16 protein-coding genes and 2 pseudogenes are annotated in these 16,284 nt (G+C 68.7%); 4 read left to right on the top strand and 14 right to left on the bottom strand.

What is annotated here, in order from left to right; genetic code table 11:
- Positions 1–116 precede the first annotated feature (116 nt).
- Positions 117–425 (top strand): hypothetical protein, encoded by a 309-nt coding sequence (locus AC07D6_RS32530; protein ID WP_479050397.1) that lies wholly within the window; start codon positions 117–119, stop codon positions 423–425.
- A 116-nt stretch (positions 426–541) separates the two neighbouring features.
- Here AC07D6_RS32530 and AC07D6_RS32525 read toward each other — a convergent pair whose 3' ends face one another.
- The 7 genes and pseudogenes from AC07D6_RS32525 to AC07D6_RS32495 form a co-directional block, all read right to left on the bottom strand.
- The gene (locus AC07D6_RS32525; protein WP_479050395.1) at positions 542–1,294 is read right to left on the bottom strand and encodes a hypothetical protein; all 753 of its coding nucleotides are present in this window, start codon (positions 1,292–1,294) and stop codon (positions 542–544) included.
- On the bottom strand, positions 1,291–1,725 hold the full coding sequence (locus tag AC07D6_RS32520) for a hypothetical protein (protein ID WP_479050393.1): 435 nt from the start codon (positions 1,723–1,725) through the stop codon (positions 1,291–1,293). Before AC07D6_RS32520 ends, AC07D6_RS32525 begins: the two co-directional genes overlap by 4 nt.
- An 82-nt stretch (positions 1,726–1,807) precedes the next feature.
- A complete protein-coding gene (locus AC07D6_RS32515; RefSeq protein ID WP_479050391.1) occupies positions 1,808–1,978 on the bottom strand; it encodes a DUF397 domain-containing protein in 171 nt (56 codons plus the stop codon).
- Entirely contained in the window at positions 1,975–2,130 is a 156-nt protein-coding gene (locus tag AC07D6_RS32510; RefSeq protein ID WP_479050389.1) for a Scr1 family TA system antitoxin-like transcriptional regulator, read from the bottom strand. Before AC07D6_RS32510 ends, AC07D6_RS32515 begins: the two co-directional genes overlap by 4 nt.
- A 16-nt stretch (positions 2,131–2,146) precedes the next feature.
- Positions 2,147–2,545 (bottom strand): hypothetical protein, encoded by a 399-nt coding sequence (locus AC07D6_RS32505; protein ID WP_479050387.1) that lies wholly within the window; start codon positions 2,543–2,545, stop codon positions 2,147–2,149.
- Positions 2,542–2,867: pseudogene (locus tag AC07D6_RS32500) on the bottom strand (IS5/IS1182 family transposase); the annotation flags it as partial. The gene AC07D6_RS32505 and the pseudogene AC07D6_RS32500, both read right to left, overlap by 4 nt.
- Before the next feature lie 652 nt (positions 2,868–3,519).
- A complete protein-coding gene (locus AC07D6_RS32495) occupies positions 3,520–4,923 on the bottom strand; it encodes a NucA/NucB deoxyribonuclease domain-containing protein (protein ID WP_479050385.1) in 1,404 nt (467 codons plus the stop codon).
- A 195-nt stretch (positions 4,924–5,118) separates the two neighbouring features.
- On the opposite strand from AC07D6_RS32495, the gene AC07D6_RS32490 reads away from it, so the two are divergent.
- The 3 genes and pseudogenes from AC07D6_RS32490 to AC07D6_RS32480 all read left to right on the top strand — a co-directional run bounded on the left by AC07D6_RS32490 (position 5,119) and on the right by AC07D6_RS32480 (position 7,320).
- Complete coding sequence (locus tag AC07D6_RS32490; protein WP_479050383.1) at positions 5,119–5,253, top strand: hypothetical protein; 135 nt, start codon at positions 5,119–5,121, stop codon at positions 5,251–5,253.
- An 85-nt stretch (positions 5,254–5,338) separates the two neighbouring features.
- Positions 5,339–5,749, top strand: coding sequence for a RidA family protein (locus AC07D6_RS32485; RefSeq protein ID WP_479050381.1), 411 nt, complete (start codon positions 5,339–5,341; stop codon positions 5,747–5,749).
- 136 nt (positions 5,750–5,885) lie between these two features.
- Positions 5,886–7,320 (top strand): annotated as a pseudogene (locus AC07D6_RS32480) (NF041680 family putative transposase).
- Positions 7,321–7,828: 508 nt separating this feature from the next.
- Here the strand turns inward: AC07D6_RS32480 and AC07D6_RS32475 are convergent.
- The 7 genes from AC07D6_RS32475 to AC07D6_RS32445 all read right to left on the bottom strand — a co-directional run bounded on the left by AC07D6_RS32475 (position 7,829) and on the right by AC07D6_RS32445 (position 16,159).
- Complete coding sequence (locus AC07D6_RS32475) at positions 7,829–8,167, bottom strand: hypothetical protein (RefSeq protein WP_479050379.1); 339 nt, start codon at positions 8,165–8,167, stop codon at positions 7,829–7,831.
- Between the two features lie 270 nt (positions 8,168–8,437).
- Positions 8,438–10,594, bottom strand: coding sequence for a hypothetical protein (locus AC07D6_RS32470; RefSeq protein ID WP_479050377.1), 2,157 nt, complete (start codon positions 10,592–10,594; stop codon positions 8,438–8,440).
- On the bottom strand, positions 10,591–11,694 hold the full coding sequence (locus AC07D6_RS32465) for a hypothetical protein (protein WP_479050375.1): 1,104 nt from the start codon (positions 11,692–11,694) through the stop codon (positions 10,591–10,593). Before AC07D6_RS32465 ends, AC07D6_RS32470 begins: the two co-directional genes overlap by 4 nt.
- Positions 11,695–11,792: 98 nt before the next feature.
- Positions 11,793–13,031 (bottom strand): hypothetical protein, encoded by a 1,239-nt coding sequence (locus tag AC07D6_RS32460; protein WP_479050373.1) that lies wholly within the window; start codon positions 13,029–13,031, stop codon positions 11,793–11,795.
- 6 nt (positions 13,032–13,037) lie between these two features.
- Entirely contained in the window at positions 13,038–13,337 is a 300-nt protein-coding gene (locus AC07D6_RS32455) for a hypothetical protein (RefSeq protein ID WP_403489082.1), read from the bottom strand.
- Between the two features lie 3 nt (positions 13,338–13,340).
- Positions 13,341–14,306, bottom strand: a complete 966-nt coding sequence (locus AC07D6_RS32450) for a C40 family peptidase (protein ID WP_479050370.1) — start codon at positions 14,304–14,306, stop codon at positions 13,341–13,343.
- Positions 14,307–14,515: 209 nt separating this feature from the next.
- A complete protein-coding gene (locus AC07D6_RS32445; RefSeq protein ID WP_479050368.1) occupies positions 14,516–16,159 on the bottom strand; it encodes a hypothetical protein in 1,644 nt (547 codons plus the stop codon).
- Positions 16,160–16,284 lie beyond the last annotated feature (125 nt).

The raw sequence follows: 16,284 nt of genomic DNA, 5'->3' as shown, positions 1-16,284 counted from the left end.
CATCGCCGGCCTCGTCTCCGACCGCACCGCTCAAGCCTGAGCCAGCGTCCTCCAACGGGCCAGCACGCCTCACCCGCTATCACGCACCAACTCGTAAAAACGTCACCACGAGGACGGTGAACACCGGCGGTTACGTCCCCGACATCACCACCAACACCTACGGGCGCGCCCTGCCCTCCTACAACCTCCCGGCCGGAGCGAAGGCGTACGTGCACACCGGCAGCGGCCGCCACTACCGCGACAGCAGCGGCGCCCACCACATCTACCGCGGCTACGCCCGCCAGGTCCTGCTCAACACCAGCACCGTCAAAAACCCGGACCTGCGGCTGAAGAAGCCCGGCAGCCCGGACAACAACACGAGCACCGGCAGCATCTCCACCTGCAACTGGAACACGGCCGCCGACGGCACGAGCTACACCTGCTGACGCTGTTACCGGCCGCTGCCCTGCGGCAGCAATGAGGGCTGGGTACAAGCCGAGTCGACGTATTCGCTGATCGGCGGACTGCACCCAGCCCCTGGGCTCGACGGCTGCCCATGGGCTCAGTCAGCCCCGGCCACCTCGGACCACACCGTCGTCCGCGCCTTGAAGCTCGCGAAAAGGCCGTCCCCGCCCACCGAGGTGACCGTGAGCCGTGCGACGCGCCCGGCCGCGGTCCGCACACAGAGCACCGTTCCCTTCCGCGCCTCGGCCATGGGGGCGCCCTGCGTGGAGACGAGCTCGAAGCACTCCGCCCGGCCGGGAACCCCGGAGCCCTTCCACACCGCGATGTTGGCGAAGTTCATGAAGCTCTGGGAGGAGAAGACGGCCGGCGGATCGCCGACGAAGGAAAGGTCGTTGGCGTCGTCGGACATCTGCGGCGGGTCCATGTCGAGTTGGGGCCCCAGGACCGATACGCGTACGTCCCCCTCCCACTGCACGGCGTCGGCGGCGGAGGCCCGGGTCACGGTCGGCCCGGGCGAAGGCGACCCACCGGACGACGAGGACGGCGCCGGACCGGCCGGCGCGCTCGTCGCGGCCGACGTGACCTGCGGTGAGACCACATGGCTCTGGAGGGGCGCGGCGGTCCGTGTCCCCTCGGGGGAATCGTCACCGGCCAGCTTGAGCCATGCCAGCACCGACGCACCGGCCAGCACGAGGGCGACGGCGCCCGCGACGACCAGCCACGCCGGACCCCGGGAAGGCGGCGGGGGATAGTAGATGTGCTGGCTGTTGTAGCTGCCCTCCTGACCTACCGCGGAGCCGTAGTACGAGTCCCGCGACGAACCGCGCGGGTCGGCGCCGGGTCTGGTCACTCGTCCCGCCCCATGTACACGGTCTGCGTGTTGAAGTCACCCCGCTGCACGGCGGTCTTGCCGTAGTAGGTGTCGCGGGACGATCGGTCACCGGCCCCCGTGGCCCGCCCGTCGACCAGCGCCTTCAGCTCCGCCAGGGCCTTCGCGGCGTCCTCGTCGGGGAGGCGCCGCAGCAGGTCCTCGACGTGCGCCTGCCAGGCACCCTTCTGGCTGAGCCCGACCCGCTCCCGCTCAGCGGGCTCCGCGGCGACGAGCACGGCCGCGGTCCGATCGAGCCGCTCCAGCTCCGCGCCGGTCTCCGTACCGCGCCCGCGGCCCATGATCTGTGCCGCCCGGTCCCGGAACGCGATCCACGCGTCACCGGCGACGGCCTGAACCACCGCCACGCCGAACGCGCTCGCGACCGCCGCCGCCGCTCCCTCTGCGATCATCCCGCTCCCCCTCACCTCGCGTCCTGCCACGCATCGTACGACTCAACTCATGTGCTGTAAGGGGGAATCGCAACTACTACACTCACGACTCCACGAAGACACCCCACGCCTGCGGTGCGACGGCGAACGTGGGCCCGTCGGCCGTCTTGGAGTCACGGACGTGAACGGCGTGGGGGTGGACGGCGACCTCGACGCAACTCTCGTTCTCGTTGCGGCTGTAACTGCTCTTGAACCAGGCCAGTGCGGGGTTCATAACTGCGCCGCCATCCTCTCGATCAGCTCCACCGACTCCCACGGCGTGAGGGCCTGCGCCCGTAGCGCGCCGAAGCGGTCGATGAGCCGATTCACCTCTTCGGGCTTGGAGATCAACGTACCGACGAACTGACCGTCGGTGTAAGCAAGCATGACCAGTGAGTGGACGTTAAGTCCGTTTCTGGTAGCGGCCTCGTCCGGGCTGGGTGAGGAAGCCTTGGCGGGTGAGGCGTCCGAGGCGGCTGCGGGTGATGTTGACGGACGCCTCGTCGGTGGGCATGTCGAGGAGTTCGTGCAGCTCACGGGCTCGAGACACCTGGTCGGGGTGCTGGTTGAAGGCGTTCACGATCGCCTGGTAGGCGGTGTTCGTCTCGGGTGGATCGGGCTCGGCTCCGGCGGGTGCGAGTTCGGTGATGACCTTGGCGGTGGTGGCCAGGTCCGCGAGTCGCGCTTCGGTCTCGGCCAGGGCGGCGGTCAAGTGCTCGGTCTGGCCGCGTAGTTCAACGGCTCGGGCGGTGGTCTCGTCGTGCTGGGCCTGGAGGCCTGCCAGGAGCTCGGTGATGTTCACGCGGCCAGCCCGAGGGTGTCGCGCCAGGCCGGAGGGGGGTGGTGAGGCGGCGGGCCATGTTCGCGATCGAGGCCCAGTAGACGCGGGAGGCGGAGGTGTCGGGCCGGTGGTCGTACTCGCGGGCGAGGCGGCGGTGCAGCATCAACGTGCCGTTGACCTGCTCCACGATCCACCGCCTGGGCTGTGGAATGAAGCCTTTGCCCTGGTCGGCCCGGTTGCGGCGGACGATCTCGATGTCGATGTCCAGCAGGGCGCCATGGATGAGGACCTCGTCCTTGAAGCCCTGGTCCACCAGGGCTTTCTCCAGGCGGCTGCCTCGCCGAGACCGGCCTGACCATCAGACCCGCCTGATCAATAACACGACACCGCGAGTTCAATCTCAGTAGACAGCGCTACATTAGCCATGCGTGACCAGGGCACCTGCAGGACATCGCGTTGCGAGACCAGATAAACCAGTAATTTTTGCGCCTCAGGAAGGAAAGCAATGGTGTGCCGTGTCATCCGTCACGAGGTACCTGTGATGGTGGATTTTTATGGATTCTGTCTGCAGGACGCCGATGACGCGGCTGTTCCTGTGCAGTGGCCGGAGGGCTTCGAGTCGGTCGAGTTCGTTTCCGCCTCGACTGGCCGTATCGATGTGCGGAGTGCGGGGCACACGCATACAGCAGCACTTGCCGTCGAGGTGTGGGACGACACTCCCGAAGCAGTCACTGGATGGGATCTGTCCGGCGATGTCGACGTGTCCTACCAGTCGGGGCAGGTGAGAGTGTGGGCGGTTGCAGGAGGTCCTATGCCTTACGTGCTCGATCTGTCGGACGGACCTGCGGTCTGGGCAGGACGCGTGTACGCCGCAGGGCGCGACGAGGTGGCTCGTCGCGCCCAGGAGGGCGTTCCGCACGGTGTCGAGAGGTACCTCGTCCAGTTGTGGCCCGGAGGGTGAGCGGTGGCTCCCGCGCGCGTAGCCCGTGGCGGAGTCATGGCGTGATCTGTACGAGGAATCCGTCGTCGGGCCCGTCGATGAGGCGGGCTTTGGTGAGGAACTGGCCAAGAAGGATGCCGGCGTTCTGATTCTGTGTGGCGTTCAGCGCCATGACGCTGAAGTTGTTGGGCGACTGGGCCGGGTCGTAGAGGGAGCCTGCGGCCCCCTCGTAGGTTGTGGCGAAGGGGTACTCGTCACAGTCGTTGCCGCCAGCGGTGTAGTCGGTACCGAAGTGCTTCCTGCATGCCTTGACCGCTTCAGCTCGGTTGTCGTCCCGACGCTTCTGATCAGCGTAGAGGCGTGTCAGCGGGGCGTCCGTCGTCTGTCCCGGGACCTTCTTGGTGGAGCTTGGGGGCTGGGTCAGGTTCGGGGTGTTGAAGGCTTTTTCGATGTGCAGTGCCACGGCCTGCTCGGGGGCACCGGCTGCCTTGCTGTAGTACAGGGGCGTGATGACACTGAAGACGGCGGCGCCCGTGGTGGCGGAATTGAGGTAGGACGCCTTGTCCCAACGGGGGGCGAACATGAACGGACTGCCCTCCAGGGCGCCTTGCATCTTGTAGCCGGTGGGCGGGGTGATCTTCACTTTGGGCTGGTAGACACCCCAGATGGTGTCGGTGCTACCGGAAGACCCTTGTCCGGCGGCGGCGGTCTGCGTCTGTGAGAAGGTTCCCGCCGCCTTGAGCTGGGTGAACGTCCTGGTCGTAGGCAGCGCAGTGCCGCCTTGCGTCGTCTTGGCAGTGGACGGAGACATGAAGGGAACCGTTCCCGAGGTGGTGATGCCCAGGGCGGCCGCTCCGGTCGTGCCCGCCATCTGGAAGTCGGTGTAGTAGTAGGTGTAGGTGATCGTGCGGCTGTTGAGCGGGATGGTGCCGACAACCCGCAGGTTGAACGCACTCTGACCGCTGGGGCGCCCGTTGACGGTCCACGTCTGGAGAAACGAGGCGCCGGAGCAGACAGCAAAGCGCGACTTGATGTAGACGGCCTTGGTTGTTCCGAGGCCGTCTACACATTCCTGCCAAGTCATCGTGTGGGCTGGTTCCGGATAACTGATCGTGTCGGCAGTGACTGACCGGAAATTTGCCCTCTTTGGTATGTACTGGGCGGCGCTCTCAGTGGAGCGTGGAGCGAACGAGGCGGCGGGGCCCACTACTTCACGTGGGAGAGTCGCTTCGCCGCCCGCTGGAAGCTCACGCAAGGTGGTGACACGTGCCGGATCGGCCACAAGATCGCGGATCTGGTCCGAAGACATCAAGGGGAGCACGCGGTTTTGGACTGCAAGCCCTACGCCCCCTTCTTCAGCCTGCGCGTGGGACGTTGGCAGAACGAGTGAGGCGAGCATGAGCAAGGTCAGCGCGGCAACGTTCCACAAGCGTGCCCGTGGTTGCTTGATTTGATGCACCCTCGTCCTTTCACCGGCAGATATTTACCGGCCTGGTCTATCAGCCTGCGGAGACCTTCGCACAGCCTCTATAAATTTTTGGCTTGTAGAGGATGCCGACGGAAGGCAACCGGGCGCCGCACAGCGGCAGATCACGTGTTCCCGAACAGGGAATCCGGAATATGTGGAAGAGCAAGGGATTGGCGGGAACGTAGCGTGGACACGCTCAATATCCATGGCCATTTCGCCCGTTCGGTGAACTTCATGGGAACTTACGAGTGGTGCGTGATAGCCGGAGATCGTGATGGCCTGGTTGCGGGTGGTCGTTCAGGTGGTGGCGGTGCGGCCTGAACTTGTTCTTTGACCTCGCGTCGGACGGTCGCACGGTGGGGAAAATTTCGGTGCGTGTCGGGGGCAGACCGGTCAGACTTGCGGCATGACAGCGAAGATCAGCCGCATCAACCCCGATCAATTGCATGAGACGCCGGGCTACCACCACATCACCGTGGTGGAGACCGGCCGAACGGCTTATCTGGCAGGGCAGTGTCCCCTTGACCAGGGCGGCTTTCTCGTCGGCGCGGGCTCCCTCAAGGTGCAAGTCGATCAGGTCGTCGTGAACGCACTCGCTGCCCTTGCGGCAGTGGATGCTCAGCCGCAGCACGTGGTGCGTTCGGTGATCTACGTGCGGAGCGATGAAAGGGAGGACCTGGGTCTCGCTTGGCACCGGCTTACCGCTTCCGCCCTCGGGCCGGCCTTCACGTCGGCCAGCACGCTCTTGGGGGTTGCGCAGCTGGGCTTCACAGGGCAGCTGGTCGAGGTGGATCTCACCGTCGCGCTGTCCGACTGAGCGACCCTCACGCCTCGAACAGAGTCTCGAACCGCTTAGCCCGCATGATCATGTGCCGGAGGCCGAGGCGGCCTCCGGCTGATCATGTGCTCTGCCCAAGGTGCACGTGACCACGACGAAAGCCGTGAGGGCGAGTCTGCTGCTTGAAGCCGCTGTGAGGGAGGCGTTCGCGGAAGCGTCACGCTTTTCGGGACGAGTTGTATGCGTGTCTGACCGTGCGGGGCGACGAGCTGTTCGAGTTGTCGGATGCGGTGTGGTGTGTGCCGGGTGCGGTGCACTCGACGGTGGAGCTGACGCTGCTGCCCGAGCACCGGCGCGGGCACGGCGCGATGTACGACGCGCCGAAGCGCGGCCGGATCGACACTGGGCGGTTGCGGTCGCTGCTGGCCGGCCTGCCGCTGCCCCGGTTCCCGGAGGGCCGTCTGGTACGGGCGGTGGACGTCTCGCCATGGCTTCGGTCGGACGCGCCGTGTTCACCGGACCGGCTGTTCTGCCACGTCTATGGCCGGGCGAAGACGGTCTCGCAGTTTATCCCGGGCTGACCGTACTCGTTCGTCGCAGTGTTGGAGACGGGCGCCACGTCCTGGACGCAGATCCTGGACACGGTCCGGCTCGGCACTGCCGACAACGCCACGGCAGTCACTGCCGCTCAGCTCCGCGATGTCGTCGAACGGCTCATCGCCGCGGGGCAGCGGCAACCTGGCGAGCCGGACATCGTCGTCGTCACGGCCGCCGGATACGACGTGACCCGCCTGGCCTGGGTCCTGCGTGATCTGCCCGTCGAGCCGATCGGGCGGATCCGCGGCGACCGCGTGATGCGGTTACCGAAGCCGCCGCGGGTCGACGACCCCAAGGGCGGCCGACCGCCCAAGCACGGTCCGGAGTTCCGCTTCGCCAAACCGGATACCTGGCCCGACCCGGCCATCACCACCCACACGGTCACCACGAACTACGGCAAGGCCGTCACACAGGCGTGGGACCGGGTCCACCTACGGCTGACCCACCGGGCCGCCTGGCTGGACCACGAAGGCGAACTACCCCTGATCGGGGGGACATTGGTCCGGCTGGAGGCCGAGCATCTGTCGAAGGACCGTAAGGCGCCGGCAGTGTGGCTGTGGTCCTCAAGGACGGGCTCCAGCGAAGCGGACGTCGACCGGGCCTGGCAGGCGTTCCTCCGCCGTTTCGACCTGGAGCACACATTCCGGCTGTTCAAGCAGACCCTGGGCTGGGCGAAGTCTCGGCTGCGGGAGCCGCAGGCGGCCGACCGGTGGGCCTGGCTGATCATCTCCGCATACACTCAGCTCCGGCTCGCCCGCCCGCCGGCCCGGGACCTGCGGCACCCGTGGGAGAAGCCAGCCACACCGAGCCGACTCACGCCTGCCCGGGTCCGCCGGACGTTTCGGAACCTCCGCCAGCACATGTCCTGTCCCGCCAAGGCACCAAAACCCCACCGGCCGGGATCTGGACGACCACCCGGCACCAGGAACAAGCGCCGGGCACCGCGCTATGACGTGGGCAAAACCGTCCGCCGCGAAAAGACGCTCATCGCCCTACAGCCATTGAAGGGTTAAAGAACAAGCTCAGGTTCGAGCCCCGCCGACCCGCTCGGGTTCGAGCAGACCGAGCGGGCCGAGCGGGTTCGAGCAGCCCGTAGGAGCCTTCCGTGAGCCCGTAGAGGCGAGTGGGGCCCCAGGGCGCCGCGAGAGCCGCTGACAAACCGCTGACGGACTTCTCGGCCCGGCGGCGCGGAACCGGGCCTACGCGGCGAGGGAGCGGCCCGGTGGTACTGCCCCCGGCAGCATGTCCGGGCACCGGGCCTGACCCGCACACTCCCTACTGGCACGGACTGCCCGCGATCCTAGCCGGGCGGCACGCTCGGGGTGCCGGGATCGGCCGGGCCGGCGCCCAGCGGCCGGCGCCCCGCGCGCGGCGGTGGTGTCGGGTGGGGCGGGGCCGGTTCGGCGGTCCACTCGGCGTCGGCCGCGCGCCCGGCGGCGGTACGGGCCCGCGGGTCACGCACGAGGGCCTCGGGAGGGAGGCCGGGGCCGGGTCCGAGCACCCGGCGACGTGCAGCGCTACTCACCTGGGCAGTCTTCCTCCTCGGCGGCCGGGCTGGTGCCCACCGACCCGCACGGACCGGTTGGCCCGGTCATGAGTGTCCCCCTCCCAGTGCCAGCCGAGCAGGGCGATGGAATCCGCCGGCCCGTAAACGGCCCGGCCGCCCGGCCCGTACACGCCTACCTCCGTGATCAGCGCCCCGTCCTCCGCCAGCTCAACGGGCGGGCAGTCGGTGACGTCCACCAGGAAGCCGTCGAGGGGGCCGCCGTGCAGGGTCGCGTAGGTGCGGCCCTCCTTCGGCCAGGGATCCGGGTCGTCGTGGTCGGCCCCGTAGGCCCGGGGCCGCAGGCTCTCCGTCATGACCGCCAGCATCCCGCGCGGCGCCCGTCCTCCCCGGCCCGGACCAGCAGCCGGTACGCGGTCCGCCCGCCAGCGTGGTCCTGCCGAAACTGGACTGGGTTGTACCGCCATCGGGCACCGTCCCAAACGTAGATGGCGGGACGGTGCCCGACGGTCACGTCGTCACCGCGGGCTCCGGCCCATCACCAGGGTCTCGGGGCCGCTCCTCGGTTGGGAGAAGCATCGTGCTGCTCACACTCCCGACCGTGCCCCTGGATTGCGATGGCGCCGTCAGGCGGGCGGGAGGCTCTTGCCGGTCTCGGTATCGATGGCTGTGCCGGCCGGGGACAGACGCACCGTCCGCAAGGTGCCTTCAGAGCCCGGCTTCCATGCCTTGCCGCCGACTGCGACCTGTACCGTCACGTCGTCCATGCTGTCGTTCACGGGTACGACGATCTCGGGGCTCTGGGGAAACCATCCGTCTTTCTGAACGCTGGTGGCTACCTCCCCCGCCGCCTCGATCCGCAAGTACCGGGCGTTCGGATCTCCGTACGTGCGCAGCTCGACGATAACGCGGCGGTTCTTGGTCCAGCGGGCGAGTAGCTCGGCGCTGACGCCGTCGATGGTGAGCGCCGCCTCGGCCTTGCCTTTGTAGGCGGCGGCCTGCGCCTTGCGGTCCTCGCGCTCCTTGCGGTCCTCAGACTCCTGCCACACCCCTCCGGCCGTGATGACTAGCGCGGCGACCGCCGCGACGTACGGCCAGGCGCGCCGACGTCGAGCCGGCGGCTGCATGGGCGGCTTGGCTTCACTGGCTGGCGGGGCCGCCGGGAGGAACGGCTCCGGCTGGGGGCCGCTGTGCCACGCCGGTCCCGCGTCTGCGGTCTGCTCGAACCAATCGGGGTGCTTGCCCATGCGGGCGACGGTAGCGCGTAGCCGGGCCGCCTGGTCCCGGTCCCCGCGTAGATCAGCCACCCGAGCGCGTGTGACCAGCCATGCCGCCGCCTGATCCGAAGTGATGCCGTGGGCGGTGATGTCCTCGCGCTCACCGATCGCGGCGAGCTGCGCCGCCTCGTCGTGCCGGCCCTCCTGCGCGGCCTGCACGACGTCGCGGTGCCGCGCGTCGAACGGCGTGGCGGACACCGCTGCCCGTTCCTCGCGGCGAGGGTCCGGTTCGTATGCGGGCGGCCCGGCCGGGTCGGTGTCTGGCTCGATGGCGTGCAGCTCCTCGTCGTGGTCCTCGTCGTGGTCCTGGTCGTCCTCCTCGGCCGGCTCCTCGTGCGCCTGCTGCGCCCGGCGGCGCCGCGAGGAGGTGTCCGTCAGTGCGGCCTCCTCCTCGTCGAGGACGGTCTCGATGATGTCGACGTAGTCCGGGCCGACCCGCCACACCGCCTGTCCCGGCCCGAGCGTCGGGATCGCGCCGACGGCCCACTGCGGCAGGCCCAGCAGCGCGCCCACGGCCGCGGCCTCCTCCGGGCCCAGACGGCCCACGTGCGCCACTTCGCACAGCCGCGCCAGATCCTGGGCCCGGCCGTCCCCGAGGTCGGACAAGGTGTGCATGATCACGTCCAGCGACAACGCGGCCTTGCGGCTGTTCTTGAGGAGTCGCTGGATCAGCGCGGCGGTGGCTGGGGAGAGGAGGATCTGCCACGCCTCCTCCAGGACCAGGTGCCGGTGTACGGCGGTCGACTGGGGCAGCCACACGTGCTCCGCCCAGCATGTCACCGCCGCCATCAGCGACGGGATCGCCGGGGAGTTGCGGTCCAGGCTGGTGAAGTCGAACGACAGGATCGGCAGGTCGGTCGGGGGCAGGCTCGCGTCCCGCCCGTCGAAGATGCCGGCCAGCGACCCCTCGGTGTAGCGGGAGAGCGCGATGGCGGCGCCTTCGCCCCACTCGGCCAGCCGCGCGGCCGGCCACCGGCCGTCCTCCGGACTGACCAGCGCGTCCACCAGGCCGCCCAGCACGGTGGCCTTCGGATGGGTGAGGGCGTGCTGGAGCGCGTGGGTGGCCTGGTGGCTGAGCGCGCCGGGCTCCACCGCCAGGATCAGCGACCGGACGAGCTGCTCGCGCACAGGGCGGGGGAACAGCTCGCTGAGCGGGTTCATGGTGACGGTGCCGGCCTGGACGACCCGACCGTCGAGCGCGTGGACGACCGGGCTCCACTCCCCGTGCGCGCCCTCGCCGAACGAGTCGATGACGACGGCCTGGTGGCCGTGTTCGCGGATCTCTCGCAGCATCCGGACCTTCGCCGTGGTGCTCTTGCCTGAGCCGAGCCCGCCGAGCGCGAGCGAGTTGGTAGACGGCAGGACGGCGCCGGAGACCCGGACTGGGGAGAGGTGGAAGGGCCGGCCGTCGAGCATGGACCGGCCGATGGGGACGCCGGGGAAGGCGGCGTTGGAGGCGACGAGCGGCGCGGTGATCGCGGCGTGGGTGGTGGGCAGGCGGATCACAGGATCGCCCCTTTCCGGGTGGACGCCCCGTGGGGGGTGGTCATCACATAGGCGCGGTGCTGCTGGCCCGTCAGCCAGTCCAGCCGGACGCGGTGCCGGTCGGCCGTGAGCGACGCCCGCCACCGGGCGTCCGTCACGTCCTCGGGGGTGTCGCCCCACACGGTCAGGTAGGCGTCCAGGTCCACGAGCGTGGCGCCCTGGACCAGGGCGCCGTGTGTCGCACTGCTGGCGGCCAGGAGTGCGTCCTTCTTCACCTGGTCAGTGGTCCACGCCTCCGCGGCGGCGCTTTGCCACCGCGCCGAGCGGCGGGCCTGCACCACAGGCAGCGGCCGGTACAGCACGGCGCAGGACCGGTCCGTGCTGTAGTGGGGGTCCTGGTCGGCGGGCCCGTCGCCCAGGAGGAGGCGCTGCATCAGGTCGCCGTCAGCGGTGTCGGGCCAGGCGGTGATCCTTGCCGTGGCGGCGTACCGGCCGTGGTCCAGGCGCGCCCAGCCGGGGCCGCGCTCGATGACCGCCGGGAGCGGGGCGGGCTTCACCGGGGTGAGGTCCCCGAGCCGGGTGAACTCGCCCTCCAGGGTGCCGAGGATCCGCTCGGGTTGCCCGGCGAGCCCTTTGGGCACGTGGACGGAGATGGTCTGCGTGTGGGTGGTGTAGCCCTCATCCATGGCGGCGTGGTGGGTGACGTGTACCTGGATACCGGGTGTGCGCGCCTGACCGGCGGAGAACGTCAGCGCGCGGGCGAGCGCGTCGTGGAATGCGGTGCGGCGGTGGGGGTCCTGCATCGTGCCGTGGTGCGGGTACAGGGTCCACGTGGCGGTCGCGCCGGGCCGGCCGGTCATGGAGACCGGAGCGGTGCGCTCGCGCAGGCGCCGGTAGCCGACCGCCGCCCACCGGCCCACCGACCGCGGCCCCGGAGAGATGTTGATCAGTGCGGCGGCCGCGCCGACGGCGCCAAACACTGCCAGCGGCGGCGGGACGACCATCGCCGACAGCAGCGCCACCCCGCCCACGGTCAAGTGCGCTTTCGTCAGCAGCGTCTCGGTGGGGCTCAGCCCGCGCTGGAGCGCGGGCACGCGGTAGCCGGGCGTCAGCGAATACACAGGCAGGGTCCTCCTGGATGGTGCGGGGGCCGCAAGGCCCGCCTGCCCTGCCCGCGCGCGGCGGTGGACGAGCGAGGGCGAGCGGGCCGGGGGCTGGTCTACGGGTTCGACGGCGGGGCGGGGTCCGGCGGTGCCGGAGCGGGCGGGGGCGGTAGGCGGTGTGCTGCCGCGCGTGCCTGGCGGCGTACCCGCTGGACCTGCACGGCGCGCGCCTGGCGGTCGCCCTCCTCCCGCCGCGCCTTGTCGACGTAGGAGGCGGTCGTCAGCCGTCCCGGCCGCGAGGGCGCCTTCACCCCGTAGGCGGCCAGGAGCACGCCCCGGTCCTGCGTCACGGCGCGGCCCGGAGTGTCCACCGTGCGCGGCACCCGCGGGCTGTTCTCCTGCTCGTACACGTCCGGCGACCCGGCCCGCACGATCGCGTGGACAACACGGCTGCTGGTGTTGCGCTCCACCACCGCGCGAGCGGCACCGGCCACCTTCGGCCCGAAGTACGGCACGCCGTGGAAGATCATGCGGAGCATGATGACGTCGGCGGCGACCAGGAGCACCGCGTCGAGGACGAGCGACCCCTTCGCGAGCGACACGAACGGGGTGACGAGCAGAAGCGCGAACGGCGCGAACATCAACCCGAGTAGGCGCTGCGCCCAGAGCTTGACGGCCGTGGTGTCGCCGCCGCGCGCCAGTGAGGCCAGCACCACCGGGGCCAGGCAGACGAACGCGAGGATGCCGAGCTGGCGCGTCATGAACACCAGCGCCGCGAACGCCAGCGCCACGACCAGCGCGGCGACGATCAGCAGGATCGGCAGCGGGTTCCACGACTCCGTCGTCTTCAAGTCCGTCTCGATGGTGGCCAGCAGCATCGCCTGGCCGTCCGCGAACGCGGCCGTGAACGCGGCGGACACCGCCTTGTGCAGCAGCTCCACCGCGCCGGGCACCGACGACATCACGGCGACGGCCGCCAGCGTCCACCCGGTGGACGCCCCCATCTGCCGCAGCCGGGGAACGCCCTGCCAGGCCGTCAGGGCGCACACCACGATCACGCACGTGAAGATCGCCACCGACAGGTGTTGCCCGAGCCACAGGAACTGCTGGTAGACCCAGCTGTCGGCCCGCTCCGGGGCCCACGCCTTCTCCGGTGCCAGCAACCCGTACAGAGCATCAATGAGGCTCTTGGCCAAGTCCATGACGTGGTCGGACGCACCCTGAGTGATCCCGGCGCCGTCCTCGGGAGTCGGCGGTCCCCCTTCCGGGGGGCCGGAGCCGTCGTCAGGCGCGCGGCAGAACTCCCGCGCGGGGCCGTCGATCCCGTCGCACGGATCCTCCCTCTTGTCCGGCATGCCGAATTACCCCTTGGGCGTCGCGGCGGGCGGCGTGCTCGGGTTCGTGACGGTGCCGAAAAGGGTGTCGCCGTACAGGGCGAGGATCACGGCGACGAAAAGTGTGCCCACTGCCATGCTGCCCTTCCGCAGAGCACCCTTCGGGTCGTTGGAGAGCTGGAGCAGCATACGGACGGCGATCACCGCGATCACGGCGGCGATTCCCTTGGTGACCAGACCGCCACCCGTAAGGCCGATGGTCTTGAAGAAGTCCGTGAAGCCAGTGGACAGGTCGACCGGCTCGGCGAGGGTGAGGTACTTGGGCATAAATCAGGTCTCCTTGCTCTTGCTGGACTGGGGACGACCGACGCCGAAAAGGTCCGGCATCGTGTCCATGGGTGAGTAGCGGACTTTCAGGCCCGGCCGGGGTGCGTCGATCATCCATCCGTTACCGACGTAGATGCCGACGTGGTGGATACCGGCGGGGGTCTGGCCGTAGAAAACCAGATCACCGGGGCGCACGTCACCCGGTTTCACGGGCTGCGTCGCGGCATACTGCTGCGCCGCCGTACGGGGCAGGGGAATACCGGCCTGCGCGTACGCGTACACCGTGAGCCCGGAACAATCGAATCCCACAATCGACGCGCCGGAGCGGCCATTGGGCGAGCAGCACACCCCCGCACTGGGGCCGTTCGCGTTACCCCCACCCCATGAATACGGCGTGCCCAGCATCCGCTTTGCGGTGTTCACGGCGAGGGCGGCCTGATCCGTGCTCGACGTCGTCCCGCCACCAGACGGCTCGCTCGCACGGGCACTTATCACCCGCACATAGTTCTGAGTTTCCTTGTAGGGCGGAACACCCCCGTACTTGCGGACGGCACCGCTTCCCGCGTTGTAGGCGGCGAGCATGTTGTGCTGCTTATCGCCGGGCACATCCTTGACGTCCTCAGCGAGAGTGCACAGGTATTGCGCTGAGGAGGGGATGGCGTCCTCCGGGTCCCACACGTCGCGTTTCCCATCCGAGTTCGCGTCGATTCCGTGCGCCTCCCACGTGGACGGCATGAATTGCGCGATACCCTGCGCGCCGACCGGTGAGCGTGCCTTTGGATTGAAATCCGATTCCTGCTCAAGGAGCGCGGCCAGCAGATTAGGGCTGACCTCGGGACAGGTCTTTCCCGCCTCCTCGACCAGGCCCCGGTACTCACCAGGCACGGCCGCGCTCAGCGCCGCTCCCACCGGGGCGTCGCCGGCGGCCTGGACGAGCGCGGCGACGACGACGGCCGCGGTGGCGCCCACGCCAACGACGACGGCTGTAGAGGCTCGCATCTGCTCTTTTCCCTCCCCCGTTGCTACTTCTGCTGTTTGTGCTGGTCAGATCCGTCCTATGAGTCCGCTGGCGGTCCGCTGAGGGTCCGCTGGACACCCGCTGGGCTAGGGGGGCGGAGCCGTCCGCCGGCAGGCGCCTAGCGGACTCCCAGCGGGCCCGCCGGCGGGCCGTGCGACGGCTACGGCTCGGACGTGGCGGCGGCGGTGAGGTCAGTGAGCCAGTAGCCACGCACCACGCCTTTTTCGTCTTTTCCTGGAGCCACACCAAGCATTTTGGATAGCTGCTTTCCACGCTCCCCGGGACGGGTCTCCGTGATGCCGAGCGCCGGGGCAAGCTCAGCGGTCGGCATGAATTCCACTCCCGACTTCTGCATGAGAGTGATCGCCTGCTTGAGCGGAGACATCGGCACCTGCTCTATTTTTTTCTGCTGCTGGGCATGGACCTCGTCCACCACTTCCCAAATGAAATCGGTCGGGAAATCGAATCCCCGGATCAAGGTGGACGTGCCGCCCGCGAAAAGGACAGCCTGCCCCTTGATGTCGGGATTCAGATGCGATGGATTGATGGGGGCGGCGGTGTCGAAATACGAGCTTCCCAGGGTGACCTTCGCCGTGCCGACAGACTCCACATACATGCACACTCGGATCAAGAATTGGTTGCGCACGTTCACCGGAATGGCGTCCTTGTCGGGCCGCTGCGTGAGCATGATGGTGGAGATCCCCGATTCCAGCGACTTGGAGACCAACTTGCGCGCCTTCTCCGCGATGCGCTGGGCCGCTTCCTTTCCCTTCGGCGTGCCATCGTCGGTGAAAAAATCCGCCACTTCGTCCACGACGAAAATGACCGGCCTGAACGTCGGTGCGGGCCGCCTATTCCTCAGCGCCTCTTGCTTCTTGCGGTAGCGGTCCTCCACCTGAGAATTCAGGTCGTCCAGGATGCTCTCGAAAACGGCCGGGGAGTCGGACGCTTCGTAGCGGACGCAGGCCCTCTCAAAATGGATCAGCCCACACAGCTTCCCGTCGAGCAGATACAGGTCGAATTCCTCGTAGGCGATGAGCAGGCAGGTGATCAGCCCGTTGATGAGCGTGGTCTTGCCCATCTGGGTCATTCCGCCGACCAGTACCGAGACTTTGTCGAGTGTGGGCACGCCCGCGAGCTGGCCGGTGACGTCGTGCCCGAACGGCACCCCGCCGAACGCCTTGATCTCCCGGCGCGTGGGCGGCGGGAACGGGTGCGTGAACGGCGGCCGGTCCAGCATCAAGAGCCGGACGCGGCGTTCATTGTCCCGGCTGCGCTCCGTTTTGACGTGCAGTCGACTGACACCGAAATAGCCCGCGACATTCGCAACACGGGTTTCGACGTCCTTGAATGTGCGGGTGCGGGGCAACAGGAATTCGTACTGCTTTCCTGTCGGCATCGGGACGATGGTGACCTCGTCGCTGCGGATCACCTCGTCCTTGCCGATCACTCCCGCCGTGGTGAGCGCCGCGGTCAGCTCCGGGTGCACCGGGACGACCGGCTCCTCAAGGGCCGCGCCGGGGGCGTCCAGCACTACGGGCTTCTCCGCCGGCGGGGCGGCGACCGGCTGGCCGCGCAGCAGCCGGTAGAGCAGCGTCTTGAGGCGCCAGGCGAGGTAGCCGAGCGCGACGAGCACCCCGGCCGTCAGCAGCACGGTAGCCGTCCAGGACAGCCCCAGCTTGTCCTTGATGGCGGCCATCGCACCGGCCGCGATGACGAGTCCACCGATCGCTCCGGCGGCCTGCCCGTAGACGTCCTCGTCCCGCTCGTACCAGTCCCGGTCCCGCTTCTTCTGTCCGCCCACTCCCCCTCCTTCGTGAGTCGGATCCAGAATCATATCCCTCCCGCATATGCAGTGAACTATCAATTTCCCTGCTGCTCAGGGCATTTGCCCCCTGTCACTGCGAATGGTGGGCCCGCTCAACGGGT

It is taken from the genome of Streptomyces sp. NPDC045287 (assembly GCF_056432325.1).
Note: the sequence above shows the minus strand (reverse complement) of the source record. Positions and strands in the feature narration are given on the sequence as shown.